Below are 26145 nucleotides of genomic sequence, written 5' to 3' on the forward strand. Positions count from 1 at the left end.
GATGGCAGATTCCCCCCGCGTCGCCATGGTGGCGGGCGAGACGTCGGGCGACTTGCTGGCGGGCTTGCTCATCGATGGTATGCAGGCGCATTGGCCCGGGCTGCAATCCAGCGGCATTGGCGGGCCGCAGATGGCGCGCCGCGGTTTTACTGCCTGGTGGCCCAGCGACAAGCTGGCAGTGCACGGCTACAGCATGGAGGTTCTGCGCCGGTTGCGCGAGCTGCTGGGCATTCGCAAACAACTGCGCGAACGCCTGCTCAAGGACCGCCCCGACGTGTTCATCGGCGTGGACGCTCCCGATTTCAACCTGGGACTGGAGGCCGATTTACGCGCTGCGGGCATCAAGACCGTGCATTTCGTGTGCCCGTCCATCTGGGCCTGGCGTGCGGATCGCGTCGACAAGATCCGCCGCAGCGCGGACCATGTGCTGTGCATCTTCCCGTTTGAGCCAGAGCTGCTCGCGCAGCACGGCATTGCCGCCACCTACGTAGGTCACCCGCTGGCGGGCGTGATTCCCATGGTGCCGGACCGTGCAGCAGCGCGTGCGCAATTGGGCCTGAAGGATGAGGACGAAGTCCTGGCCATCCTGCCTGGGAGCCGCTCCTCCGAGATCCAGTACATTGCCCAGCCATTCTTTGAGGCTGCAGCGCTAGTACTTCAAGCGCGACCAGCTATTAAATTGATAGTGCCTGCAGTGCCCGCACTGCGTGATCGCATCGAGCAGTTGGCGCGCGCGTGCGGTCTGGGCGATGCCTTGCAAATCACCACGGGCCAGTCGCACACGGTGCTCGCAGCGTGTGATGCCACGTTGATTGCCAGCGGCACCGCGACGCTGGAGGCCGCGCTCTTCAAGCGGCCCATGGTCATCGGCTACCACATGCACCCGCTCAGCTGGTGGCTCATGCGCCGCAAGCAGTTGCAACCCTGGGTGGGTCTGCCCAACATCCTATGCCGCGAGTTTGTGGTGCCCGAGCTGATCCAGGACGCCGCTACGCCCCAGGCGCTTTGCGCAGCCACGCTGGACTGGCTGGACGCAAAGCGCCAAGATCCCCGAAAAATTGCAGCCCTGGAGCAGCGCTTTACGGCGCTGCACGAGAGCCTGCTGCGCAACACCCCCCAACTGGCTGCCGATGCGATCCAGAAAATCCTCGCTCCCGCTGCCTGAGCAGGCCTGCCTGCCCTGGCACCCGCCCGGCCTCGTGGCTGGCGTGGATGAGGCTGGCCGTGGCCCCCTGGCCGGGCCGGTGGTGGCGGCGGCCGTGATCCTGGACGACCTGCACCCCATTGCTGGCCTGGCCGATTCCAAGAAACTCACGGCCGCGCGGCGTGAGAAGCTCTACGACGAGATCCGCGCCAAGGCCTTGTGCTGCAGCATTGCCGAGGCCAGCGTGGAAGAAATTGACCAGCTCAACATCCTGCAGGCCACGCTGCTGGCCATGCGCCGTGCCGTCATGGGGCTGCGGCTCAAACCGGCCATGGTGCTGGTGGACGGCAACCGGCTGCCCGTGCTGGACGTTCCTGCGGAGGCCATCGTCAAGGGCGATGCGCTGGTGCCAGCCATCTCGGCGGCCTCCATCCTCGCCAAGGTGCACCGCGACCGCTGGTGCGCGCAGGTGCATGACGAGTTTCCGCAGTACGGCTTTGCCGGCCACAAGGGGTACGGTACGGCCGTGCACATGGCCGCCTTGCGCGAACACGGTGCCTGCATTTACCACCGGCGCTCGTTTGCGCCGGTGGCCCAGAACCTGCGCGCCGGATCCTGACCGCGCGCTGAAAATTTGCCATGACCTCCTCGTCCGTGACCGCCATCCATTCCCGCGATAACACCTTCGTCAAGGATTTGCGCCGTTTGGCCCAGGATACGACGGCATACCGCAAGCAGGGCCGTGTCTGGCTTGAAGGCGATCATTTGTGCCGCGCTGCGCTCGCACGGGGGCTGCGGGCATCGGTGGCGGTGTTTTCGGAGTCCTTTTGGCCACAAGCGCAGGTGGAATATGCTGGCGCAGCTACAAAATTCATAGTCCTTGCCGATGCACTGTTTGCGGACGTGAGCGGGCTGGAGTCGCCCGCCTCAATGGGCTTTGTCCTGGACTTGCCCGCACCGGCTTCACTCCAGCCCAATGCGCCCACCGTGGTGCTGGACAGGGTGCAGGACGCGGGCAATGTGGGTTCCATCCTGCGCAGCGCCTCGGCGTTCGGATTCCGCCAGGTGGCCGCCATCAAGGGAAGTGCCGCGCTGTGGTCGCCCAAGGTCTTGCGGGCTGGCATGGGGGCGCATTTCGCGCTGGACCTGATCGAGGGGCTGGCGCTGGACGACCTCGTTGCCCTGCAGGTGCCGCTGCTGGTCACCAGCTCGCATGCGGGCGATTTCCTGCACCGCACCGCCTTGCCCTGGCCCTGCGCCTGGGTGATGGGCCACGAAGGGCAGGGTGTCAGCCCGGCTCTGGAAGATAGGGCTTCGTTGCGCATCCGCATCGCCCAGCCCGGTGGCGAGGAGTCGCTGAACGTGGCGGCGGCTGCGGCCATCTGCCTGCACGCGAGCGGAGCAGGGCGCTGAGCCTGCCCATGCCGGCCGCGGTGCCATGGGCGCTCGGGGTGAGTCTTGGTCCTGCAGCTCATAGACGTTGGTATCAGGGTTATGCAAGGCGTGCATTGCGGAGGTGTCAGCGACGGAGGGTATAATCGGGAGCTTTTCTCGCAACAGCGTCGCCCGACCGCACCCAAAGCAACAACCCATCTGAGAGCAGCCATTGGCACCATCGCGCTTCGAGTGTGCGAGTGGTCTGCAGGCGCCGGGCGACCGTAACCATCCGGAGAACCCAGTGCTTTTGTCTCTCAAGGGAAACTTCCCGCCCGCCATCCTGGCGCTCGCAGACGGCACGGTCTTTATCGGTAACTCGATCGGTGCCACCGGCACCACGGTCGGTGAAGTGGTGTTTAACACTGCCATCACCGGCTACCAGGAAATCCTCACCGACCCCAGCTACTGCCAGCAGATCGTCACCCTGACGTATCCGCACATCGGCAATTACGGCGTCAATGCGGAAGACATCGAAGCCGACAAGGTCCATGCTGCAGGCCTGATCATCAAAGACCTGCCCCTTCTGGCCAGCAACTTCCGATCCACCGAAACGCTTTCGCAGTACCTCGTGCGCGAAAAGACGGTGGCCATTGCCAACATCGACACCCGCAGACTCACCCGCCTGCTGCGCGACAAGGGCGCGCAGAACGGCGCCATCCTGGGCCTGGCGGCTGGTGAGGCTGTGACGCAGGCGCGCATCGACGAAGCCCTGGCGGCTGCCAAGGCCGCGCCCAGCATGAAGGGTCTGGACCTCGCCCAGGTGGTGACCACCCCTGCGACCTATACCTGGGACCAGACCGAGTGGAAGCTGGGCGAAGGCTATGGCACACAGGCTGCCCCGCGCTTCCACGTGGTGGCATACGACTTCGGCGTCAAGAAGAACATCCTGCGCATGCTGGCCGAACGTGGCTGCAAGCTCACCGTGGTGCCCGCCAAGACGCCCGCGGCCGACGTGCTGGCCATGAAGCCGGATGGCGTGTTCCTGTCCAACGGCCCTGGCGACCCAGAGCCCTGCGACTACGCCATCGAAGCCACCCGCCAGATCGTTGACGCAGGTGTGCCCACCTTCGGCATCTGTCTGGGCCACCAGATCATGGCACTGGCCAGTGGCGCCAAGACCTTCAAGATGGACAACAGCCACCATGGTGCCAACCACCCGGTGAAGGACCTGGACAACGGCCGCGTGAGCATCACCAGCCAGAACCACGGCTTTGCCGTGGACATGGCCTCGCTGCCCGCCACGCTGCGCCCCACGCACATCAGCCTGTTCGACGGCACGCTGCAAGGGCTGGAGCGCACCGACAAGCCTGCGTTCTGCTTCCAGGGCCACCCCGAGGCATCGCCCGGCCCGCACGACATCGCCTACCTGTTTGACCGCTTCACCGCGCTGATGGAGAAGAAATAATGCCAAAGCGCACAGACCTCAAATCGATCCTCATCATTGGCGCCGGCCCGATCATCATCGGCCAGGCCTGCGAGTTCGACTACTCCGGCGTGCAGGCCTGCAAGGCCCTGCGTGAAGAAGGCTACAAGGTCATCCTGATCAACAGCAACCCTGCGACGATCATGACCGACCCGGCCACCGCCGACGTCACCTACATCGAGCCCATCACCTGGCAGACGGTCGAGAAGATCATTGCCAAGGAACGCCCCGACGCCATCCTGCCCACCATGGGCGGCCAGACTGCGCTGAACTGCGCGCTGGACCTGTGGCGCAACGGCGTGCTCGACAAGTACAAGGTCGAGTTGATCGGTGCCACACCCGAAGCCATCGACAAGGCCGAAGACCGCCTGAAGTTCAAGGACGCCATGACCAAGATCGGTCTGGGCTCCGCGCGCTCTGGCATCGCCCACAGTATGGACGAAGCCTGGGCCGTGCAAAAGACCGTGGGTTTCCCTACCGTGATCCGCCCCAGCTTCACGCTGGGCGGCACCGGTGGCGGCATTGCCTACAACCCCGAAGAGTTCGAGACCATCTGCAAGCGCGGCCTGGAAGCCTCGCCCACCAACGAGTTGCTGATTGAAGAGTCGCTGCTCGGCTGGAAGGAGTACGAGATGGAAGTGGTCCGCGACAAGGCGGACAACTGCATCATCATCTGCTCCATCGAGAACCTGGACCCCATGGGCGTGCACACAGGGGACTCGATCACGGTGGCCCCCGCGCAGACGCTGACCGACAAGGAATACCAGATCATGCGCAACGCGTCGCTCGCGGTGCTGCGCGAGATCGGCGTGGACACGGGCGGCTCCAACGTGCAGTTCTCGGTCAACCCGAAGGACGGCCGCATGATCGTCATCGAGATGAACCCGCGCGTGTCGCGTTCGTCGGCGCTGGCCTCCAAGGCCACGGGCTTCCCGATTGCCAAGGTCGCGGCCAAGCTGGCCGTGGGCTATACGCTCGATGAGCTCAAGAACGAAATCACGGGCGGCGCCACGCCCGCTTCGTTCGAGCCTTCGATCGACTACGTGGTCACCAAGATCCCACGTTTTGCGTTCGAGAAATTCCCGACTGCCGACAGCCGCCTGACCACCCAGATGAAGTCCGTGGGCGAGGTCATGGCCATGGGCCGCACCTTCCAGGAGTCCTTCCAGAAAGCCTTGCGTGGCCTGGAAGTGGGCGTGGACGGCATGAACGAAAAGACCCAGGACCGCGAAGTGCTCGAAAAGGAACTGGGCGAGCCCGGTCCCGAGCGCATCTGGTACGTGGGCGACGCGTTTGCCATGGGCCTGTCGGTGGACGAGGTGTACGACCTCACCAAGATCGACAAGTGGTTCCTGGTGCAGATCGAAGAGATCGTGAAGATCGAACTCGAACTCGACCAGCTCGCCGCCGACAAGGGCGATGCGGCATTGGCTACGCTGGATGCCGACACGCTGCGCACGCTCAAGAAGAAGGGCTTCTCCGACCGCCGCCTGGCCAAGCTGCTCAAGACCACCGAGAAATCGGTGCGCGAAGCACGCCGCGCGCTGAACGTTCGCCCCGTGTACAAGCGCGTGGACACCTGCGCTGCCGAGTTCGCCACCAACACGGCCTACATGTATTCGACCTACGAGGAAGAGTGCGAAGCTGCGCCGACGGACAAGAAGAAGATCATGGTGCTGGGCGGTGGCCCGAACCGCATCGGCCAGGGCATCGAGTTCGACTACTGCTGCGTGCATGCCGCACTCGCCATGCGCGAGGATGGCTACGAAACCATCATGGTCAACTGCAACCCTGAAACGGTTTCGACCGACTACGACACCTCCGACCGCCTGTACTTCGAGCCGCTGACGCTGGAAGACGTGCTCGAGATCGTGGACAAGGAAAAGCCACACGGTGTGATCGTGCAGTACGGCGGCCAGACGCCGCTCAAGCTGGCACTGGGCCTGGAAGCCGAAGGCGTGCCGATCATCGGCACCAGCCCCGACATGATCGACGCAGCCGAAGACCGGGAGCGTTTCCAGAAGCTGCTGGGCGACCTGGGCCTGCGCCAGCCGCCCAATGCCACCGCGCGTACCGAAGCCGAGGCTTTGGAAAAGGCCGCCACGCTGGGTTACCCCCTGGTGGTGCGCCCCAGCTACGTGCTGGGCGGCCGCGCGATGGAAATCGTGCACGAGCAGCGCGACCTGGAGCGCTACATGCGCGAGGCCGTCAAGGTGAGCAACGACTCGCCCGTGCTGCTGGACCGCTTCCTGAACGACGCCATCGAGTGCGATGTGGATTGCCTGCGCGACCCCGAAGGCAAGACCTTCATCGGTGGCGTGATGGAGCACATCGAACAAGCCGGCGTGCATTCGGGCGACTCGGCCTGCTCGCTGCCGCCGTACTACCTCAAGCAAGCCACGGTGGACGAGCTCAAGCGCCAGTCTGCTGCCATGGCCGAAGGCCTGAACGTGGTGGGCCTGATGAACGTGCAGTTCGCCATCCAGGAAGTGGATGGCAAGGACGTCATCTACGTGCTGGAGGTCAACCCCCGCGCCTCGCGCACGGTGCCGTTTGTCTCCAAGGCCACCGGCATCCAGCTGGCCAAGGTCGCAGCGCGCTGCATGGCGGGCCAGTCGCTGGCTTCGCAGGGCATCACCAAGGAAGTGACACCGCCTTACTTCAGCGTGAAGGAAGCCGTGTTCCCCTTCGTCAAGTTCCCGGGCGTGGACACCATCCTCGGCCCCGAGATGAAGTCCACCGGCGAGGTGATGGGCGTGGGCAAGACCTTTGGGGAAGCGTTCGTGAAGAGCCAGCTGGGCGCGGGCACCAAGCTGCCGACGTCGGGCAAGGTGTTCCTCACCGTGAAGAACAACGACAAGCCCCGTGCGGTGGACATTGCCCGCCAGCTGGTGGCGCTCGGCTTCGACCTGGTGGCGACCAAGGGCACCGCTGCGGCCATCGCCGAGGCGGGCGTCCCGGTGGTGGTGGTCAACAAGGTCACGGAAGGCCGTCCGCACATCGTGGACATGATCAAGAACAATGAGATTGTCATGGTCATCAACACGGTGGAAGAGCGCCGCAATGCGATTGCAGACTCGCGCGCGATCCGCACCTCGTCGCTGCTGGCCCGCGTGACCACCTTCACCACCATCTTTGGTGCCGAGGCGGCCGTCGAGGGCATGAAGTACCTGGACAAACTCGACGTGTATTCCGTGCAGGAACTGCACGCTCAACTGGCTGCCTGACCGGGTTTTTGCGGTGGCTTTTGCCGCCGCAAACACGGCATAATTGCAGCCGAACTAACACCGCCGCGCGGCAACGTGCGGCGGTTTCCTTTTGTAGATGTGCCATGTGCACCCGCCAGTGTTTTGCGGGGCGCAGCGTGGCGACAGATCGGTGGAAGTGCATTGCACTTTCACCGTTTTGACTTGTGGAGACTCAATCTCATGGCCACCATTCCAATTACCAAACGCGGCGCCGAAATGCTCAAGGAAGAGCTGCACCGACTCAAGACCGTGGAGCGTCCCGCTGTGATCTCGGCCATTGCCGAAGCGCGTGCGCAGGGCGACCTGAGTGAAAACGCCGATTACGACGCAGCCAAGGACCGCCAGGGCTTTATCGAAGGCCGCATTCAGGAGATCGAGGGCAAGCTCTCGGTGGCCCAGGTCATCGACCCCAGCGCGGTGGATGGTGGCGGCAAGGTGGTGTTTGGTGCCACGGTCGAGCTGGAGGACGAAGAGTCGGGCGACACGGTGAAATACCAGATCGTCGGGGAAGACGAGGCGGACCTCAAGCGAGGCCTGATCAATATTTCCAGCCCCATCGCGCGTGCCCTCATTGGCAAGGAGGAGGGCGACACCGCTGAGGTGCAGGCCCCCGGTGGCATCCGCCGTTATGAAGTGGTGGCGGTCAGCTACCAGTGATGGTGTGATGGCTGCCATGTGGCTGGGCATGCGCCCGCGACTTCCCGTTCTGGTGGCGGCCTTGTGGTGGGGCAGTCTTACCACCATCGGCTTTTTGGTGGTGCCGCTGTTGTTCGCCTATCTGCCATCCCCTTCCCTGGCGGGACAGATGGCGGCCCGGCTGTTTGCGGCGCAAACCTGGGTGGCTGTGGTGTGCTGTGTGGTGCTGCTGCTGCTGTCCAGACCTCGGCATGGGGTGACCCAATATCCGTGGGCACGCGCTGCCATGCTGTTCGTTCTGGGCGGCCTGTTGCTGGCGTTGCTCAACCAGTTTGGTGTGGCGCCCCGCATTGTGGCCCGGCAGGACTTGCGTCTGTGGCACAGCGTGGGAACAGTGATGTACGCGGTGCAATGGGGCTGCGCCTTGGCAGTGTTCTGGCAAACGCTTCGGCCAGGAGCGCACACGGCAGTGGAAGAGCGGTCCGCCAGCGATTGACGGTCAGGCAAGCGACTCGCTGACAGACCTACTGCGGCGTGGACTTTTCTTTCGAGGACAAGCCTGCCCGCCGCCGCGCCTATTCGTGCCAGTGTTCCGCCACCCAGGTAGCTGGGCGGATGTAGCGGAAGCGGCGGTTGCGCCTCCCCGCCAGCGCATCCGGGGGATTGCATTCCCCATGAAAAATCACGATGCGTGCGCCTTCGGGCACAAACGGTGCGCGCCAGTAATTGGTGGGCCACGGCGGTATCCCGTGGTACTTGAAACTGGGGCACCATGCAGCGGGCCAGTATTGCAGCTTGCCCTGCTTGTGCAAGAAGTCGGACAGGTAGGCCTGTTCGTTGCGAAACTGTGCGCGGATCTCCGCGAAGTGTTCGCGAAAATACGCCAGCACATCAGGATGGGCGCCAAGCTCGAAGCGGTAGACCGACGAGTTTCCCGTGATGCGCCATGGGCGTTTGTAGTCGTGAATGATCAGGAATTCGCCGGGCTGGGTGAAAAAATCATCCAGGCTGCCGGTGACGACCACATCCACGTCCAGAAACAGGGCGGTGCCCCGCAGGCCATGCAAGTCTGCGCTGAACGTGGCCAGCTTGGTCCAGCCCCGCTCGGGAATGCCGGGCGGTAGATCCAGTGCAGGAATGGGCAGGCATTGCACTTCGCTACGGATTCCGGTGCTGTCATCGGTGAGGCAGACAAAACGGAAGTCTCCGCTCAGATGCCGGCGCACCATGGCGTACAGCCGGTTGACGTATTCGGGGCCGTATTTCGTGCCCCATTTCATGCAGAGGATGTGGCGCGTCGGCGCCATGCCGGCAGGTGCTGCAATGGTTGCAGATGCTGCTTCAGCGGTCATCAGTCAGCCTGGCGCTTCTTGATGGATTTTTGCTTGGGCTTGGCGCGCTTGATTTGGCCGCCTGACGTGAGGCGCTGGTTGCCGAGCACACGCAACTGCTTGATCTCGGGGCGCTGACCACCCCGTTTGCTGTACTTCAGCACCTTGACATCGCGTGGGCCGGGCATCCGGTCTTCGTCGATGGTTCGCTCTTTGACAGGCTGGGGCCGCCACAGCACCAGCAGTTTGCCGATGTGCTGAATGGGTGCAGCGTTGAGTTCGGCGGTCAGCTCCTGGTACATCAGCTCGCGCGCCACGCGGTCGTCGTTGAAAACACGCACCTTGATCAGGCCATGGGCGTTGAGGGCGGCGTCGATTTCCTTCTTCACGGCAGGGGTGAGGCCATCGCCGCCGATCAGGACCACGGGGTCCAAGTGGTGGGCATTGGCGCGTTGTTCCCGGCGCTCGGCAGGAGTCAGTTGAATTTGGGGCATACCCGTATTATGTCTGCGGCCCGTGGTGGGGTGACTCCACCTCCCAAGTGCGGCAAGGCTTTCAAGTCACCAGCTACAGCGATTGTCGAGAGACAATACCGCCATATGAAAGTCAAAACCCAGAGCAAGAAGGTGAACAAGGCGTGGCTTAACGACCACGTGAACGACACCTATGTCAAATTGGCACAGAAGGAGGGTTACCGCGCCCGTGCCGCCTACAAGCTCAAGGAGATTGACGAGCAACTGGGCCTCATCAAGCCTGGTTATACGGTGGTCGACCTGGGCTCCACACCGGGGGCGTGGAGCCAGTATCTGCGCAGGCGCATGTCGCCCGCTGGCGCCGCTGCGGGGCAGCTCAACGGGGTGATCATTGCGTTGGACATTCTGCCCATGGACCCCATTGAAGGCGTTACCTACTTGAACGGAGACTTTCGCGAGCCCGAGGTGCTGGAGCGCCTGGAGCAGGCGCTCGACGGCCGGGTGGTGGACGTGGTGGTGTCTGACATGGCGCCCAACCTGTCGGGCATCGAGTCGGCCGATGCAGCACGGATTGCGCATTTGGTGGAGTTGGCTGTGGATTTTGCGTGCAACCATTTGAAACCGGAAGGCGCCCTGGTGGTCAAGCTGTTCCATGGCAGCGGATACAGCGATCTGGTCACACTGTTCAAGCAGACCTTCAAGGTCGTCAAACCCTTGAAACCCAAGGCGTCGCGCGACAAGTCGTCAGAAACCTTCCTGGTGGGCATGGGGCTGAAAAAGCAGCCTGTCTAGGCTTGCCTCAGGTCAAGAATCCGTGAACTTTGGCTGCAAAGCCCGTGCTGATTCCATGGGCGTGAGGGGGAATAGAGCTGGTCCCGTGGCTTGAAAGACCTAAAATGGGCCGCACATGCGTGCCATGACGGCAGTGTGTCCGTTTTCTGTTCCCTGCAACTGGAGCCCCGCTTGAACAATCAGTGGTTTTCAAAAATTGCCGTATGGCTGGTCATTGCCATGGTGCTGTTCACGGTGTTCAAGCAGTTTGACACTCGCAGCGGCGCCAGTGCAGGCCACGTCGGGTATTCCGAGTTTCTGGACGAAGTCCGCAACAACCGCATCAAAAGCGCCACCATTCCCGAAGGGCTGAGCGGTGGCGAGATTGTTGCGGTCACCACCGATGATCGCAAGATCCGCACAAACGCTTCGGTGCTGGACCGTGGTCTGGTGGGTGACCTGCTGAATCACAACGTCAAGTTCGACGTGAAGCCTCGTGAGGAAGGCTCCTTGCTCATGACCCTCCTGGTCAGCTGGGGGCCCATGTTGCTGTTGATTGGCGTGTGGGTGTACTTCATGCGCCAGATGCAAGGTGGCGGCAAGGGCGGCGCGTTCAGCTTTGGCAAGAGCAAGGCTCGCATGCTGGACGAGAACAACAACCAGGTCACGTTCGCTGACGTGGCCGGCTGCGACGAGGCCAAGGAAGAAGTCAAGGAAGTGGTGGACTTCCTCAAAGACCCACAAAAGTTCCAGAAGCTCGGCGGCCGTATTCCCCGTGGCCTGCTGCTGGTGGGGCCTCCCGGCACTGGCAAGACCCTGCTGGCCAAGTCCATCGCTGGCGAAGCCAAGGTGCCGTTCTTCAGCATCTCCGGCTCCGACTTCGTGGAAATGTTCGTTGGCGTGGGCGCGGCGCGCGTGCGCGACATGTTCGACAACGCCAAGAAGAATGCTCCCTGCATCATCTTCATCGATGAAATCGACGCGGTGGGCCGCCAGCGTGGCGCTGGCCTGGGCGGTGGCAACGACGAGCGCGAGCAGACCTTGAACCAGATGCTGGTCGAGATGGACGGCTTTGAAACCAACCTGGGCGTCATCGTGGTGGCCGCCACCAACCGCCCTGACATTCTGGACGCCGCCCTGCTGCGTCCTGGCCGTTTTGACCGCCAGGTGTATGTGACGCTGCCCGACATCCGTGGCCGCGAGCAGATCCTGAACGTGCACATGCGCAAGATCCCGATTGGTCAGGATGTGGCGCCTGGCATCATCGCCCGTGGTACCCCCGGCATGAGTGGTGCCGACTTGGCCAATCTGTGTAATGAAGCCGCCCTGATGGCTGCCCGCCGCAATGCGCGCACCGTGGAGATGCAGGACTTCGAGAAGGCCAAGGACAAGATCCTCATGGGCCCCGAGCGCAAGAGTATGGTCATGCCCGAGGAAGAACGCCGCAACACGGCTTACCACGAGTCAGGCCATGCGCTGATCGGCAAGTTGCTGCCCAAGTGCGACCCCGTGCACAAGGTCACCATCATTCCCCGCGGCCGTGCTCTGGGCGTGACGATGAGCCTGCCCGCGCAGGACCGTTACAGCTATGACCGCGAATACATGCTCAACCAGATCAGCATGCTGTTCGGTGGCCGCATTGCCGAAGAAGTGTTCATGAACCAGATGACCACCGGCGCCAGCAACGACTTCGAGCGCGCGACCCACATCGCCCGCGACATGGTCACGCGCTACGGCATGACCGATGCCCTGGGGCCGATGGTTTACGCCGAGAACGAAGGCGAAGTGTTCCTGGGCCGCTCGGTCACCAAGACCACCACCATGAGCGAACAGACCATGGAAAAGGTGGACATGGAAGTGCGCCGCATCATCGACGAGCAGTACAACCTCGCCCGCCGCCTGATCGAAGAGAACAGTGACAAGATGCACGCCATGGCCAAGGCCTTGCTCGAATGGGAAACCATCGATACCGAGCAATTGGACGACATCATGGCGGGCAAGGAACCTCGTCCTCCCAAGGACTGGACGCCACGCACCCCTCCCTCTGGTGGTGATAACTCCAGTGGCGGCACTCCAGCTGTAGCCACGGATACTGCACCGACGGCAGCCTGACCGGGCTCGCGGTCCAGCCGTTTGAACGGGGCCTTGTGCCCCGTTTTTCATGGGGACCATCGTTTTTTCTTGCGGAATGCTTTGTCGAGCCGCTATTTCGAAATCTGCACGGGTGTGATCGGCATGATCTGGCAAACCTCTCGCTTCGCAATTGACTTGGTCCGTCCCCAGGTCATGGGCATCGTCAACGTCACTCCTGATTCTTTCTCCGATGGTGGGCGCCATGGCTCCACGGTTGCTGCGCTACGGCATTGCGAACAGCTGTTGAAAGAGGGCGCAGATATCCTGGATATCGGTGGTGAGTCCACCCGCCCGGGCAGCCCTGCTGTGCCGCTGGATGAGGAGCTGTCTCGCGTCGTTCCCTTGGTGCGTGAGGCTGTGGCGCTGGATGTCCCGATTTCGGTGGACACCTACAAGCCGGAGGTCATGCGTGCTGTGCTGGATCTGGGGGCTGACATCGTCAACGACATCTGGGCCCTGCGACAGCCAGGAGCTGCGGCAGCGGTGGCTGCGCACCCGCAGTGTGGTGTGTGCCTGATGCATATGCACCGCGACCCGCAGACCATGCAGCAGGCGCCTATGGGGGGGGATGTGGTGCCCCAGGTGCTATCATTTTTGCAGCTGCAGGCGCATAATCTACTAGCGCTTGGGGTCGAAAAGGCTCGTATCCTGCTGGATGCGGGCATTGGGTTCGGCAAAACGGTGGAACAGAACTTTGCGTTGCTGGCACGACAGTCCGAGCTATTGGCCGCTGGCTACCCGCTGCTGGCGGGATGGTCGCGCAAGTCATCGCTGGGCACGATCACAGGGCTGGAGGTGAGCCAACGCATGGTACCCAGTGTGGCCGCCGCCTTGCTCGCGGTGGAGCGGGGCGCGTCGGTAGTGCGTGTGCACGATGTACGCGAGACGGTGGCGGCACTGGCAGTGTGGTCTGCGATGCAGCGATCTGGCTGAGAGGCCAGTGATTCGAGAGCAGGTAGTTGGGCACCAAGTCCTCGCCTTTGACAACAACATACTGAGATCCGTACGAGGAGACGCCAGAACATGACACGCCAATACTTTGGAACCGACGGCATTCGCGGCACTGTGGGGCAGCCGCCCATCACACCGGATTTTGTGCTGCGCCTTGCCCATGCTGTGGGTCGCGTGTTACGCCGCACGGAAGAGCGGCCCACAGTGTTGATCGGCAAGGACACCCGCATCTCTGGCTACATGCTTGAAAGCGCGCTGGAGTCTGGCTTCAACTCGGCAGGGGTGGATGTAGTGCTGCTGGGGCCGTTGCCCACGCCAGGCGTGGCTTACCTGACCCGCGCCCAGCGCGCCAGTCTGGGCGTGGTCATCAGCGCCAGCCATAACGCCTACCCTGACAACGGCATCAAGTTCTTCAGCGCGCAAGGCACCAAGCTGTCGGACGCCTGGGAGCTGGCGGTGGAAGCCGCACTGGCCGAACCACCCGTCTGGGTCGATTCGGCCAGCCTGGGCAAGGCCCGGCGCCTGGATGATGCGGCCGGGCGCTACATCGAGTTTTGCAAGAGCACGTTTCCCCAGGACCTGACGCTCAAGGGCCTGAAGATTGTGGTGGACGCTGCCCACGGAGCCGCCTATCAGGTGGCGCCCAAGGTATTCCACGAGCTGGGTGCGGAAGTGCTGTCGATTGGCTGCGCACCCGACGGCCTCAACATCAACCACGAGGTCGGTGCGACACACCCCGACGCGTTGGTGCGCGCTGTGCGCGCGAACCGTGCCGACTATGGCATTGCCCTGGATGGGGATGCAGACCGGCTGCAGATTGTGGACGCCACTGGGCGGCTGTACAACGGTGACGAACTGCTGTACCTGATGGCCGCAGACCGCATGGGCCGTGACGAGCACGTGCCTGGCGTGGTGGGTACGCTGATGACCAACATGGCGGTAGAGGTGGCGCTACTAGCCAAGGGAGTGAAGTTTGTACGCGCCAAGGTCGGTGATCGGTACGTACTGGAAGAACTGGCGCGCCACCACTGGGTGTTGGGCGGGGAGGGGTCCGGGCATCTGCTGGCCCTGGACCGACACACCACCGGCGACGGTTTGGTCAGTGCCCTGCAGGTGCTGCAGGCTTGTGTGCGCAGTGGCCGCACGCTGGCGCAGCTGCTGGCAGGCATTACGCTCTACCCGCAGGTCTTGCTCAACGTCCGACTGGCGCCAGGGCAGGACTGGAAGGCCAACCGTTTACTGGCAGAGGCCACGCAGGCGGTGGAGCAGCAGTTGGGCTCCTCGGGCCGCGTACTGATCCGCGCCAGTGGGACCGAGCCTCTGCTGCGTGTGATGGTGGAGGCGCGCGACGCGCAGTTGGCCAGCTCTTGTGCTCAGCGCCTGGCCGACGCAGCCCGCGCGGGTTGAGGTCTTGGTCTATCGGCGGAGTGCAGCAGCGTCCGTCGCGCTGGAAGGGGTCTTGAGGCCGCTCAGTGTGCTGGTGTGTGTTGCCGCATGAAGCGTTCCAGCTGCTCCGCGGGCAGTGGCGTGCTGAAGTGGTAGCCCTGCGCTTCGTCGCAACCTTGTTCGTGTAAAAATGCCAGTTGCCCCTCGGTTTCCACACCTTCGGCGGTAGTACGCATGCCCAGCGCCTGCGCCATGCGGATGATGGCGCTGACGATGGCGCGGTCGTTGCTGTCGTTGCCCAAGTCGCGCACAAAGGATTGATCGATCTTGAGCTTGAAGATCTGGAACCGCTTGAGTTGGCTGAGTGACGAATAGCCCGTGCCGAAGTCGTCCATCGACATCCGCACTCCACGCGCGTGCAACTGGTCCATGGTGGCCACCGCCGCATGGGGGTCGTCCACTGCCACCCCCTCCGTCAGTTCCAGTTCCAGCGAATCGGGGGGCAGGTCAAACTCCGCGAGCACCCGGCTCACCAGCTCTGGCAGCTGTGGCTGGCGAAATTGAATGGCTGACAGGTTCACTGCCATTGTGAGTTCGGGAAACCCGCAGCTGCGCCATGCCTTGAGCTGGGCCAGCGCTGTGCGCAGCACCCACTCGCCGATCTGCAGAATCTGGCCGCTGTCTTCGGCGATGGGGATGAACTCTCCCGGAGAAATCGCACCGAGCTGGGGGTGTTGCCAGCGCAGCAGGGCTTCCACACTGCGCACAGTACCCGTGGCCAGGTTCATCTGTGGCTGGTAGTGCAGGTGGAACTGTTCGCGCTCCAGCGCACGGCGCAATGCGTTTTCGAGCTGCAGGGCCCGTACCGACTGGGCCTGCATCTCGGGGGTAAAGAAGCGAAAGGTGTTGCGTCCGTCCAGCTTGGCGCGGTACATGGCCACGTCTGCCGACTGGGTCAAAGTATCGAAATCGTGTCCGTCCTGGGGGAACAGCGCAATGCCCATCGACGGGGCCATGGTCAGCTCGTGGTGATCGATCTGGTACGGCTGACGGGATGCCTCCTGCAACTTGCTGGCGACCCTGGCTGCACCCCGCGCGTCGGCGCCTGGCAGAAGCAGGATGAACTCATCCCCTCCCAGGCGCGACACCGTGTCCTTGTCGCGCACCACCGCACGCAGGCGCTTGGCAATTTCGACCAGCAGCACATCGCCCACCCGGTGGCCCAGAGAGTCGTTCACATGCTTGAAGTGATCCAGGTCCAGGAAGATGACGGCCAGCGGCGTCTGGTTCTCCTGCGCCACCCGAATGGCCTGCTGCGCACGTTCTGCCAGCAGGGCACGGTTGGGCAGACCGGTCAACGCATCGTAGTGGGCCAACCAGTAAATGCGCTCTTGGTCGGCCTTGCGGTCATTGATTTCACGGTGCAGGTTTTCCACTGTCTCGCGCAGCTCGCGCGTGCGGTCTTGCACCTGCCGCTCCAGCTCCTCATGGGCCTGGGCCAGCACCGCCTGCGCGCGTTTGCGGTCGGTGATGTCCATGGTGATCCAGATGGTCCCCTGGGCAGGGTCGGCGGGATCGATGCATTTGCTGCGTACTTCGCAAATCACAGGGGTGCCGTCCTTGCGGCATAGCTCCACCTCGCCCTCGTACGACTGTCCGGCCACCAGCGAGGGGTAGCAGCGGTCGCCCACTTCTTGCCAGGCAGCATCGCTGGCGTACCAGCGACGCGACGAGCTGCCAATGAGTTCGCCCGGATCAAAGCCCAGCATCTGCTCAAAATGGTGGTTGCAGCGGGTCAGATGCCGGTCTCGCAGAAAGACGATGCCGACCATCGCGCTGTCAAACAGCAACTGCTTTTCCCGCACAGCAGCATTCAGCGCGGCGTGGGCACGCTTTTGCTCATCGATGTCGTCCACGATCCAGATCGAGCCTTCTCCGGTGTCGTGCGGATTGATCAGGCGCCCCGTGAGGCTGCCCCAGAATAGTGTGCCGCCCTGACGACGCAACTGGCGTTCAATCCGGAATGACTGCCCCTGGGCCAGCGCGGGATAAGCCGTGCGCCCGAGGTCGCGGAATGCATCCCGGTCTGGATAGAAGGCTTCGGTGTTGAGCCCTACCAAGTGGGCGGGGCTGGCATAGCCGAAAATTTCGGCATACCGCTGGTTGCAGCGCACCACGCTGCGCTGGCGCAGGAACACGATACCCACTCCCGCGCTGTCCAGGAGGGTTTGTTGTTCACGCAAGGTGCGTTGCAGGGGGGTGTCAGGGGGCACTCCGGCGCGCTGCGAGGGCGGAGTGCTGAACAGCGAATACATAAGACCAGAACAGGCGGCAGGGCCAGACGGCCTCAGAAAATTGTGCCAAAGTGTAGCAGCGGCAGCTTACAAGCCGTTTGAGGGTATGCCTCAGGTACTGCGCTGCAGGTTCTGCCGTACGGCTGATGCAAGTGCAGTCGCCAGGAGCTCTGGCGCGAGAGGGTGCAGAGACGCGTTGCCCGGCGTTTTTAGCGTCCCAAGTGTTCCCGCAGATAGGCCTCAAAGGCATCGGCTGCCAGGGGGCGACTGAACAGGTAACCCTGGCCTTCGTCGCAGCCCTGCGCGCGCAGAAACTCCAGCTGGCCATCGGTCTCCACCCCCTCGGCGGTCGTTTGCATGCCCAAGGCCTGCGCCATGCGGATGATGGCGCTGACAATGGCGCGGTCATTGGCGTCGTCGTCCAGGTCGCGCACAAACGACTGGTCGATCTTGAGCTTGTAGATCTGGAAGCGCTTGAGGTAGCTCAACGACGAATATCCCGTGCCAAAGTCATCCATCGACAGCCGGACGCCCCGGTCATGCAATTGGTCCATCATGGCCAGTGCAGCAGCGGGGTCGTCTACCGCAGCCCCCTCGGTCAGCTCCAGCTCCAGCCGACGCGCAGGCAGTCCGGCTTGTTGCAGGCAGCGTGTCACCATCTCGGGCAACTGGGGGTGGCGGAACTGCACCGCCGACAGATTGACTGACACAGCCCGCAGTGGCAATTGAAGGTCCAGCCAGCGCTTGGCGTCATGCACGGCAGTGTTCAGCACCCACTCGCCAATTGCGACGATCATGCCGCTGCTTTCTGCCACGGGGATGAACTCCGCCGGGGACACCATGCCCAGCTCAGGGTGGCTCCAGCGCAGCAGCGCCTCGGCACCGACTACTTGGCGCGTGGTGAGCGACACCTGGGGTTGGTAGTGCAGCTCGAACTGGTTGCGTTCCAGTGCCCGGCGCAGTGCGTTTTCGATCTGTAAGGCTCGGGCAGTCCGCGCCTCAAGGTCGGCGGTGAAAAAGCCAAAGCGGTTGCGCCCGCTTTGCTTGGCACGGTACATGGCGGCATCAGCGCGCTGGTACAGGGTGTCGAACGAGTCTCCGTCCGCCGGATACATGGCAATGCCTACGGACAGGGTGGTGGTGAGTTCGTAAGGCTCCACCTGAAACGGCTGCGCCACGGCCATCAGCAAACGGTTGGCTACGTCGGCCGCCTGCAGGGCCGAGGCAGCGGGTAGCAGCAGCAAAAATTCATCCCCTCCCAGGCGCGATACGGTGTCCTGTGTGCCCAGCAGGGACTCCAGCCGTCGCGCTACTGCCACCAGCAGGATGTCGCCAATGCGGTGCCCCAGCGAGTCGTTGACGTTCTTGAAGTGGTCCAGGTCCAGGAACAGCAAGGCCAGCGTTCCGCCCCGCGCTTGCTCTTGTTCGATGTGGCGTTGGGCGCGCTCTGCCAGGAGCGCACGGTTGGGCAGGTCAGTGAGGGGGTCGAAATGCGCGAGGCGCTGGATGCGGTCCTGAGCCTCGCGTTGCAGGGTGATGTCGCGGAACAGCGTGATGGAGTGGGTGGTGCTGCCATTGCCATCGCGCACGCGGCTGACGGACAGCCACTGGGGGTAGGTCGATCCGTCCTTGCGGCGGCCCCAGGCTTCGCCTTCCCAGTGCCCTTCTTTGGTGAGATGGGTGTACACCAGGTCGGCGTCGAAGTCTCGGGTGGACTCTGCCACCGTGAGCAGGCGCATCGACTGACCTACGGCCTCCGCTTCGGAGTAGCCGGTGATGCGGCTGAATGCCCGGTTGATGCGCACGATGGTCTGGGCCGCATCGGCAATCACGATGGCCTCGCCGCTCTGGTCAAACACCTGGGCCGTCAACTGCAGTTGTTCTTGCGACCGCTTGCGTTCTGAAATGTCGCGGGACAGCACGATGAACCTGGGTTTTCCTCCCGCTGATCCCGCCTTGCGGGCCGCAGAAAGTTCGAACCAGGTGGCCCCCAGGCCAGGCAGGTCCAGCATGATCTGGCGTCCAGTGGACCATCCCTGGGATTGCGCTTCATTGAGCACATCCATCACCGTCAGTGCAGCCAGGGCAGGTAACACCTCGGTGACATTGCGGCCGATCAATTGCTCAGCAGGGCCCATGAGCAACTCGGCACGAGGGCTGTGCACGCTGCAATAGCGGCCGTCCTGGTCGATTTCAAACAACGGATCGGGAATTGCATCGATGGTGGCGCGCAGCTGCTGCTGTGTGGCCTGGATCTCGGAGGTCCGCTGGGCCACCTGTGTCGCCAGACCGCGCTCGTGCACCTTCAATTCGACCAGCAAGCGCGCCAGGTAGCCCATCAGCAACGCAAACAGCAAGCCCAAGGCACAGCGCAGAGCCAGCACACCTGGCGCGCCCCATCCCTTGGCGGGTGTCAGGCTGAGCGTCCACTGGCCATTGGGCAGGGTCAGGGACCGGCCAACAGCGTCACCGGTGGGCGGAGGGTCAGACGTCGCGATGGTCTGCTCCTGGTTGTTATCCGGGCGGACACGCCACAATCGATAGTGAAAACCCCGTTCCTTGAGCTGGGGCAACCGGGCGGTGGCCAGCACCTCGGGCAGACGGATGGTGACGTAAGTAAAACCCCAGAAGCTCCGGCGCCCCAGGTCATCTTCCAGGTACACCGGTTGGCGCCCCACGACGCCCAGGCCGCCCTGGACCAGCTCCATGGGCCCCGCCAGCGTCAACACGCCGGACTCGCGGGCACGCGCGGACTCCGCCCCTTGGCGGGGGTCGTTGAGCTGGTCAAAACCAATCGAATTTTCGTTGCCTGCACGGGGAACAACCTGCTGCACTACCCCTCCCGGGGACAGGCCCATGGCCGCGATGCCCGGGTAGAAAGGCAGCATCTGCACGCCGATTTCTTCGAACTGGGGAACGTTCCCGTGGCCCTGGCGCACCAGCGCCACCAAAGTGTTGTTGGCCGACAGTGCCAACTCGATGGCGCGCTGCAGGGCCTGGACATGATCGCCCGCCACATCGGCGGCTTGGGTGCGCTGCTGCGCACGTTCCTGGCGTTCCAGCGTCCAGATCAAAGCACCAGCGCAGGCGGCTGCCAGCACAAACACAGCCACAAAGGCTGCGATGGGGCTGCGTGTGGGGGGCAGGGCGGGGGACGGCACGGCGGAGTTCCTCAGTCAATTATGCAGGCCATCGGTGAGGGCCCGTGCCAATGGAAAGCGCGCATTGTCATGGCGTTGACACGCCGAAGACATGGGCATGTCATGCGCGGCTTTCACACTCCCGGCCAGGAAAGCGGATTCCCGCTCTGTTTGGAAATTCCAGCTGTGCCCGTTCTTACCGAAGGAGACGTTGTCCATGAACGACCTGCCCACTTTGATGCAGTTGTCCACATCGCCGGAGGCTACAGGTACCGGTATTGTTCAGCCTTCTGGTGTTGTGCCGGGCGCTGTGCATGCTATCCCGGCGCGTGGTGCTATCGAGGTGACTTGGGCCAGGCATCTGGATGAGGTCCGTGAGGCACAGCGCTTGCGGTTTGAGGTGTTCGCGGCAGAGATGGGCGCTCGATTGACGACCCCCATTCCTGGCCACGACGTGGACCTGTTTGACGACTATTGCGAGCATCTTCTGGTGCGCGACGCTCCGAGCCAGCAAGTCATTGGGACTTACCGGGTGCTGACGCCCGCGCAGGCCAAGCGGGTGGGCGGAACTTACAGCGACACCGAATTCGACTTGACGCGCTTGCGCACGCTGCGCCCGCGCATGGTGGAGCTGGGCCGCAGCTGTGTACATCCCGACCACCGCCACGGCGGCGTGATCATGGCGCTGTGGAGCGCGCTGGCGGACTTCATGGTGCGCAACGAACTCGACACGATGATCGGCTGTGCCAGCATTCCCATGCTTCACAATGGCGTGGTTAGCGGCGACGCTGCGGCCAGCATCTGGCAGCAAGTGCGAAAGACCCATCTGGCACCCATCGAATACCACGTGCTGCCGCGCCTACCGTTGCCCGTGGAGCATCTGGACGGATCCATTGCCGTGGACCCACCGGCCTTGATCAAAGGCTATCTGCGACTGGGCGCCCGTGTACTGGGTGCACCGGCGTGGGATCCGGACTTCAATACCGCCGACCTGCCCATGCTGATGCGGCTGGCCGACCTGCATCCCCGCTACCGCAAGCATTTTCTGGGGGCCTGACCGGTGCGTGCCGCGTTCGACGCCCTGGGCCCTTGGTTGAACGAGTCCCAGGTGCCGCAGGATGCAGAGCCCGACGCCCTTGCGGCGTTTGCCGGTCAACGCCGGTTCCGTGCGGTGTTCATTTCGGATTTGCACCTCGGCACGCCTGGGTGTCAGGCTGAAGCGCTTCTGGATTTTCTGAAGCACCATCCCAGCGATCATCTGTACCTGGTGGGAGACATCGTCGATGGGTGGCAGTTGCGCCGCCGGTGGTTCTGGCCACAGGCGCATAACGATGTGGTGCAAAAGCTGTTGCGCCGCGCGCGCAAGGGGTGCCGCGTGGTGTTTGTTCCTGGCAACCACGACGAATTTGCCCGAGCCTTTGTGGGGCATTCTTTTGGCGGTATCGAGGTGGTGCCCGATGCTGTGCACACCACTGCAGATGGGCGCAGCCTGTGGGTCACGCATGGTGATCACTTCGATGGTGTGATCCAGTGTGCCAAATGGCTCGCCTACGTTGGTGACAACCTCTATGAATTCACGCTCAAGCTGAACCGCCATCTCAACATCCTTCGGGCGCGGATGGGGCTTCCGTATTGGTCTTTGTCAGCTTACCTGAAAGGCAAGGTAAAAAAGGCGCTCAACTACGTCACCGATTTTGAAGTGGCGGTGGCCGCAGAGGCCCGTCGCCGCGGGCATGACGGAGTGGTCTGCGGACATATCCACCGCGCGGAGATGCGCGAGATTGGTGGCACCTTGTATTGCAACGATGGCGACTGGGTGGAGAGCCACACAGCACTCGTCGAGCACCTTGATGGTCGGCTGGAGCTGTTGCAATGGCCCGCTGTGCCCGCAGCCAATCTGTCCAGCCAGGCCACACGGGTGTCCGCATGAAGATTGCGCTGCTGACTGATGCATGGCTGCCGCAGGTCAATGGCGTGGTGACCACTTTGGTCGAGTTGGTGCGAGAGCTGGAAGATGCCGGGCATGACGTGCAGGTGCTGCATCCTGGTCAGTTTTTTACCCGTCCTTGTCCCGGTTACGCTGGTATTGATCTAGCGGTGCGACCCTACAAGTCACTCGCCCAGAAGTTGGACGCGCTGCAGCCCGATGCCATTCATCTGGCGACCGAGGGGCCTCTGTGCTGGGCGGGGCGTCGTTACTGTCTCAAGCGTGGCCTGGCGTTCACCACAGCCTTTCATACAAGGTTTCCCGAGATTCTTCAGGCAGCCTTGCGCATACCACTGGGTTGGGGTTATGCGCTTTTCAGGCATTTCCATCGCCCTTCGTCGGGGGTGATGGTTCCTACGCAGGGTGTCTTGCAAATGCTGCAGCAGCGGGGCTTTCGCCAACTGCGGTTATGGACGCACGGTGTGGACACCCAGGCGTTTCGCTTTCATGGTGAGGTCTGTCAGAGTCCGCTCACTGGCGTTCTGGCGCATCCTGTGGCGCTTTATGTGGGGCGCATTTCATATGAAAAGAACATCGATGCCTTTTTGCAGATGGACATGCCGGGCACGAAGGTGGTGTGTGGTGTAGGCCCGCTCGAGGCACGGCTGAAAGCCAAGTACCCGCAGGTACGCTGGCTTGGCATTCTGGACCGGGAGGCGCTGGCACAGGTCTACGCCTCGGCCGATGTCTTTGTGTTTCCGAGCCGCTCCGAAACCTTTGGGCTGGTCATGCTGGAGGCAATGGCTTGCGGCACGCCGGTCGCTGCCTTTCCTGAAGATGGTCCGCGGGAGGTCTTGGGTGCAGGGGACGGCAGGGTGCCGATGGGCGGCGTGTTGCACGCGAGCCTTCTGGCGGCCACGCAGCAGGCCTTGTCCATACCCAGGTCCGAAGCACGAAGCCGGGCGCTGGAGTTCACCTGGGCACATGCGGCCAGGCTGTTTCAACAGTACCTGGTGCCAGCCCGCTCCAGCTCGCAGGGAGTTTTCGTGTCTGTCACAAAGTCTGTCACGCAGTTGTCATCTGGGCGTTAAATACTGCAGCGATTCCGCAATTGCTGTACGCGCGTATCCATGCTGCCCCTGCCTCCTGTTGATTCCATCCCTTTGCAGCGCGAGCACCCCGATGCTGTCGCGGACTCCTCGCACGCCGTGTCACATGACAACGATTTTGCGGCTGTGGGGGCTGTCACGGGCGTCGCCCCCCACATGTTTCTGGACCGCGACCACAGCATCCTGGCATTTAACGAACGCGTGTTCGACTGGGCGGTTCGCACAGATGTCCCGCTGCTGGAGCGGCTGCGCTACCTGTGCATCGTGTCATCCAACCTCGACGAGTTTTTTGAAGTACGTGCTGCAGCGCACATCACGGCGGCCAAGAAGGGCGAGACCAAGGGGCTCTACACCGCGGCGTCGTTCGAGGCCCTGTCCGCTCAGGTACACGACCTGGTAGAGCGGCAATACGCGCTGTACAACGAAGCACTGGTTCCCGCATTTGCAAAGCATGGGATACGTATCGTGGCGCATGGTGACCGCTCCGCAGAGCAGAGGCGCTGGGTGCACGAGTATTTTGCGCGCGAGGTCCGTCCCCTGTTGATTCCGGTGGGACTCGACCCGGCCCACCCGTTTCCGCAGGTGGCTAATAAGTCGTTGAACTTCATCGTGCGTCTCAAGGGGCATGATGCCTTCGGCCGCGAGAACGAAATCGCCATCGTCAAGGTGCCGCGTGCACTGCCCCGTCTGATCCGCATGCCAAAGAAGGTCGCGTCCGACGGGGCGTTGTTCGTCAGCTTGTCCAGCATCGTGCGTGCCCATTTGGAAGACCTCTTTCCTGGCCGCGAAGTGACGGAGTTTTCCCAGTTTCGTGTCACACGCCATTCCGATCTGGCACTGGATGAAGAGGATGTGCGTAACCTGCGCACCGCCTTGCGGCAAGGCCTGCAGCACCGTCATTACGGGCAGGCAGTGCGCCTGGAAGTCTCTGCGGGTTGCTCTCGCTTCCTGTCCGACTTCTTGTTGCAGCAATTTGATCTGCCCAACGCGGCCTTGTACCGTGTACATGGTCCTGTGAACTTGGTGCGCCTGAATCAGCTGGTGGACTTGGTGAACGATCCCGCGTTGCTGTTCCCGCCATGGAGTTCCGCTTGGCCACGTCAGCTCCAGTCAGGGGTGTCCATTATGGGCCAACTGTGCGAGCGCGACGTGTTGATCCACCAGCCGTTCGAGAGCTTTGATGGTTTGCTTGCGTTCCTGCGGGAGGCTGTGAACGACCCGGACGTACTGGTCATCAAACAGACCATTTACCGCACGGGCGCCGACTCCGAACTCATGGACCTGCTCAGCGAGGCGGTACGCCGAGGCAAGGAGGTGATGGCGGTGGTGGAGCTGAAAGCACGCTTTGACGAGGAGGCCAACATCAATTGGGCAGAGGCGCTGGAGTCGATTGGGGCGCAGGTGGTCTATGGCGTCGTGGGCCTCAAGACCCACGCGAAGATGCTGCTCGTCACACGCCGTGAAGGGCGGCAGTTACGCCGGTACGGCCATCTCTCCACGGGCAACTACAACGTGCGCACGGCCAAGCTGTACACCGACCTGAGTTACCTCACGGCAGATGAAGAAACCACTGCCGATATGGACGGTGTTTTCAATCACCTGGCCAGCCAGAACCGGCCTCCCAAGCTGCGCAAGCTCATGCTGGCACCGTTCCATTTGCATCGCCGCATGATCGAGAAAATCGAGCGCGTGGGACTGGCGGCCAGCCGCGGGGAAGACGCACGGATCGTTGCCAAGATGAATGCCCTGACCGACGAGGGATTGATGCGGGCGTTGATCCTCGCTGGGCAGCGCGGCGCACGCATCGATCTGATTGTGCGCGGGGCCTGCATGCTGGCCCCGCAGGTGCCGGGAGTGACTGACAACATCCGGGTGCGCTCGGTGATTGGTCGGTTCCTGGAGCACACGCGTGTTTTCTATTTCCGCGCGGGGGGCGAAGAAGACCTCTATCTGTCGAGTGCCGATTGGATGAACCGCAACATGATGCGCCGCGTCGAGCTGGCGTGGCCAGTGACTGACCCCAAGCTGCGCCAGCAGATCATTGATGAATGTTTGGTGGCCTACCTGTGTGATGACCGCGATGCCTGGACGTTGAATGCCGCCGGCGTCTACGACCGCGCTGTGCACCCGGTGGACGGTAGTGGTGCCCAAAACGCGTTGATGGTGCGCTATGGGCCACGGCCTGCTCTGGGTCGCGAGGAGCCAGGGGTCGCATGATGGATTTGATCCTTTGGCGTCATGCCGAGGCGGAAGAGGCAGAAGACGGTAGCGATGATCTTGCACGCCCGCTCACGGCCCGGGGCGAGAAGCAGGCGGCGCGCATGGCGGCCTGGCTTGATCGTCAACTGCCGGAAGGCCTGAGGGTGGTGGCAAGTCCAGCGCGGCGGACTGAGCAAACTGCCCACGCTTTGGGCCGCAAATTCAAGATGCGCGCCGAGTTGTTGCCTGGCGGTACACCACAGGATTTGCTAGAGCTCGTGCAATGGCCGCGTGCCAAGGGCGCTGTTCTGGTGGTGGGGCATCAGCCCATGCTGGGCCAGACCGTTGCCCAGTTGTTGCAACTACAGGCCCCCGAGTGCCCTGTGCGCAAGGGCTCCGTGTGGTGGTTGCGCCAGCGCCAGCGCTGGGACCACAGCCAGACCGTGCTCATGGCAGTGCAGTCACCGGAGTTTCTTTAGCTTACCCGGCGATGTCCGAGGGCCCGAAGCCGTGCCCCTGGACACGCCGTGTCTCGGGACAGAT

21 protein-coding genes are annotated in these 26145 nt (G+C 62.8%); 16 read left to right on the forward strand and 5 right to left on the reverse strand.

Annotated elements, in window-relative coordinates; genetic code table 11:
- Position 1 precedes the first annotated feature (1 nt).
- The 7 genes from lpxB (at position 2) to N4G42_RS09540 (ending at position 8384) form a co-directional block, all read left to right on the forward strand.
- A complete protein-coding gene (gene lpxB / locus N4G42_RS09510; RefSeq protein ID WP_260666978.1) occupies positions 2-1165 on the forward strand; it encodes a lipid-A-disaccharide synthase in 1164 nt (387 codons plus the stop codon).
- Entirely contained in the window at positions 1131-1763 is a 633-nt protein-coding gene (rnhB, locus tag N4G42_RS09515; protein WP_108498900.1) for a ribonuclease HII, read from the forward strand. The genes lpxB and rnhB overlap by 35 nt, the downstream gene beginning before the upstream one ends.
- A 20-nt stretch (positions 1764-1783) precedes the next feature.
- The gene (locus N4G42_RS09520) at positions 1784-2557 is read left to right on the forward strand and encodes an RNA methyltransferase (protein WP_260666979.1); all 774 of its coding nucleotides are present in this window, start codon (positions 1784-1786) and stop codon (positions 2555-2557) included.
- Positions 2558-2822: 265 nt separating this feature from the next.
- Positions 2823-3986 (forward strand): glutamine-hydrolyzing carbamoyl-phosphate synthase small subunit, encoded by a 1164-nt coding sequence (gene carA, locus N4G42_RS09525; RefSeq protein WP_260666980.1) that lies wholly within the window; start codon positions 2823-2825, stop codon positions 3984-3986.
- Positions 3986-7231 (forward strand): carbamoyl-phosphate synthase large subunit, encoded by a 3246-nt coding sequence (gene carB / locus N4G42_RS09530; RefSeq protein ID WP_116749504.1) that lies wholly within the window; start codon positions 3986-3988, stop codon positions 7229-7231. Before carA ends, carB begins: the two co-directional genes overlap by 1 nt.
- 201 nt (positions 7232-7432) lie before the next feature.
- Positions 7433-7909: a transcription elongation factor GreA gene (gene greA, locus N4G42_RS09535; protein ID WP_056067220.1), complete on the forward strand. Its 477-nt coding sequence runs from the start codon at positions 7433-7435 to the stop codon at positions 7907-7909.
- Positions 7910-7937: 28 nt separating this feature from the next.
- Complete coding sequence (locus N4G42_RS09540; RefSeq protein ID WP_056743714.1) at positions 7938-8384, forward strand: DUF4149 domain-containing protein; 447 nt, start codon at positions 7938-7940, stop codon at positions 8382-8384.
- A 79-nt stretch (positions 8385-8463) separates the two neighbouring features.
- On the opposite strand, the gene N4G42_RS09545 is transcribed toward N4G42_RS09540, so the two are convergent.
- Positions 8464-9195 (reverse strand): glycosyltransferase, encoded by a 732-nt coding sequence (locus N4G42_RS09545; protein WP_369804336.1) that lies wholly within the window; start codon positions 9193-9195, stop codon positions 8464-8466.
- 44 nt (positions 9196-9239) lie between these two features.
- The gene (locus N4G42_RS09550) at positions 9240-9713 is read right to left on the reverse strand and encodes a YhbY family RNA-binding protein (RefSeq protein WP_056067223.1); all 474 of its coding nucleotides are present in this window, start codon (positions 9711-9713) and stop codon (positions 9240-9242) included.
- Between the two features lie 105 nt (positions 9714-9818).
- On the opposite strand from N4G42_RS09550, the gene N4G42_RS09555 reads away from it, so the two are divergent.
- The 4 genes from N4G42_RS09555 (at position 9819) to glmM (ending at position 14954) form a co-directional block, all read left to right on the forward strand.
- Positions 9819-10484, forward strand: a complete 666-nt coding sequence (locus tag N4G42_RS09555) for an RlmE family RNA methyltransferase (protein ID WP_056067225.1) — start codon at positions 9819-9821, stop codon at positions 10482-10484.
- A gap of 171 nt (positions 10485-10655) precedes the next feature.
- On the forward strand, positions 10656-12575 hold the full coding sequence (gene ftsH / locus N4G42_RS09560) for an ATP-dependent zinc metalloprotease FtsH (RefSeq protein WP_056067227.1): 1920 nt from the start codon (positions 10656-10658) through the stop codon (positions 12573-12575).
- 123 nt (positions 12576-12698) lie between these two features.
- The gene (gene folP, locus N4G42_RS09565) at positions 12699-13529 is read left to right on the forward strand and encodes a dihydropteroate synthase (RefSeq protein WP_260666981.1); all 831 of its coding nucleotides are present in this window, start codon (positions 12699-12701) and stop codon (positions 13527-13529) included.
- 90 nt (positions 13530-13619) lie between these two features.
- Positions 13620-14954: a phosphoglucosamine mutase gene (glmM, locus tag N4G42_RS09570; protein WP_116749507.1), complete on the forward strand. Its 1335-nt coding sequence runs from the start codon at positions 13620-13622 to the stop codon at positions 14952-14954.
- Between the two features lie 62 nt (positions 14955-15016).
- Here the strand turns inward: glmM and N4G42_RS09575 are convergent, their stop codons facing one another.
- The 3 genes from N4G42_RS09575 to N4G42_RS09585 all read right to left on the reverse strand — a co-directional run bounded on the left by N4G42_RS09575 (position 15017) and on the right by N4G42_RS09585 (position 20586).
- Positions 15017-17248 (reverse strand): EAL domain-containing protein, encoded by a 2232-nt coding sequence (locus N4G42_RS09575; protein WP_146872343.1) that lies wholly within the window; start codon positions 17246-17248, stop codon positions 15017-15019.
- Positions 17249-17436: 188 nt separating this feature from the next.
- Positions 17437-20388 (reverse strand): EAL domain-containing protein, encoded by a 2952-nt coding sequence (locus N4G42_RS09580; RefSeq protein ID WP_146872344.1) that lies wholly within the window; start codon positions 20386-20388, stop codon positions 17437-17439.
- A 15-nt stretch (positions 20389-20403) separates the two neighbouring features.
- On the reverse strand, positions 20404-20586 hold the full coding sequence (locus N4G42_RS09585) for a hypothetical protein (RefSeq protein ID WP_143227256.1): 183 nt from the start codon (positions 20584-20586) through the stop codon (positions 20404-20406).
- Here N4G42_RS09585 and N4G42_RS09590 point away from each other — a divergent pair.
- The 5 genes from N4G42_RS09590 (at position 20585) to sixA (ending at position 26081) form a co-directional block, all read left to right on the forward strand.
- Positions 20585-21424, forward strand: coding sequence for a GNAT family N-acetyltransferase (locus tag N4G42_RS09590; protein WP_056067235.1), 840 nt, complete (start codon positions 20585-20587; stop codon positions 21422-21424). The two genes, N4G42_RS09585 and N4G42_RS09590, sit on opposite strands and share 2 nt — an antisense overlap.
- A gap of 3 nt (positions 21425-21427) precedes the next feature.
- Positions 21428-22297 (forward strand): UDP-2,3-diacylglucosamine diphosphatase, encoded by an 870-nt coding sequence (locus N4G42_RS09595; RefSeq protein WP_260666982.1) that lies wholly within the window; start codon positions 21428-21430, stop codon positions 22295-22297.
- On the forward strand, positions 22294-23385 hold the full coding sequence (locus tag N4G42_RS09600) for a glycosyltransferase family 1 protein (protein WP_260666983.1): 1092 nt from the start codon (positions 22294-22296) through the stop codon (positions 23383-23385). Before N4G42_RS09595 ends, N4G42_RS09600 begins: the two co-directional genes overlap by 4 nt.
- A gap of 174 nt (positions 23386-23559) precedes the next feature.
- Positions 23560-25620, forward strand: coding sequence for a polyphosphate kinase 1 (gene ppk1 / locus N4G42_RS09605; RefSeq protein WP_260667107.1), 2061 nt, complete (start codon positions 23560-23562; stop codon positions 25618-25620).
- Entirely contained in the window at positions 25617-26081 is a 465-nt protein-coding gene (sixA, locus tag N4G42_RS09610) for a phosphohistidine phosphatase SixA (protein ID WP_056067241.1), read from the forward strand. Before ppk1 ends, sixA begins: the two co-directional genes overlap by 4 nt.
- Positions 26082-26145 lie beyond the last annotated feature (64 nt).

It is taken from the genome of Acidovorax sp. K2F, assembly GCF_025246485.1.
GTDB lineage: Bacteria > Pseudomonadota > Gammaproteobacteria > Burkholderiales > Burkholderiaceae_C > Acidovorax > Acidovorax delafieldii.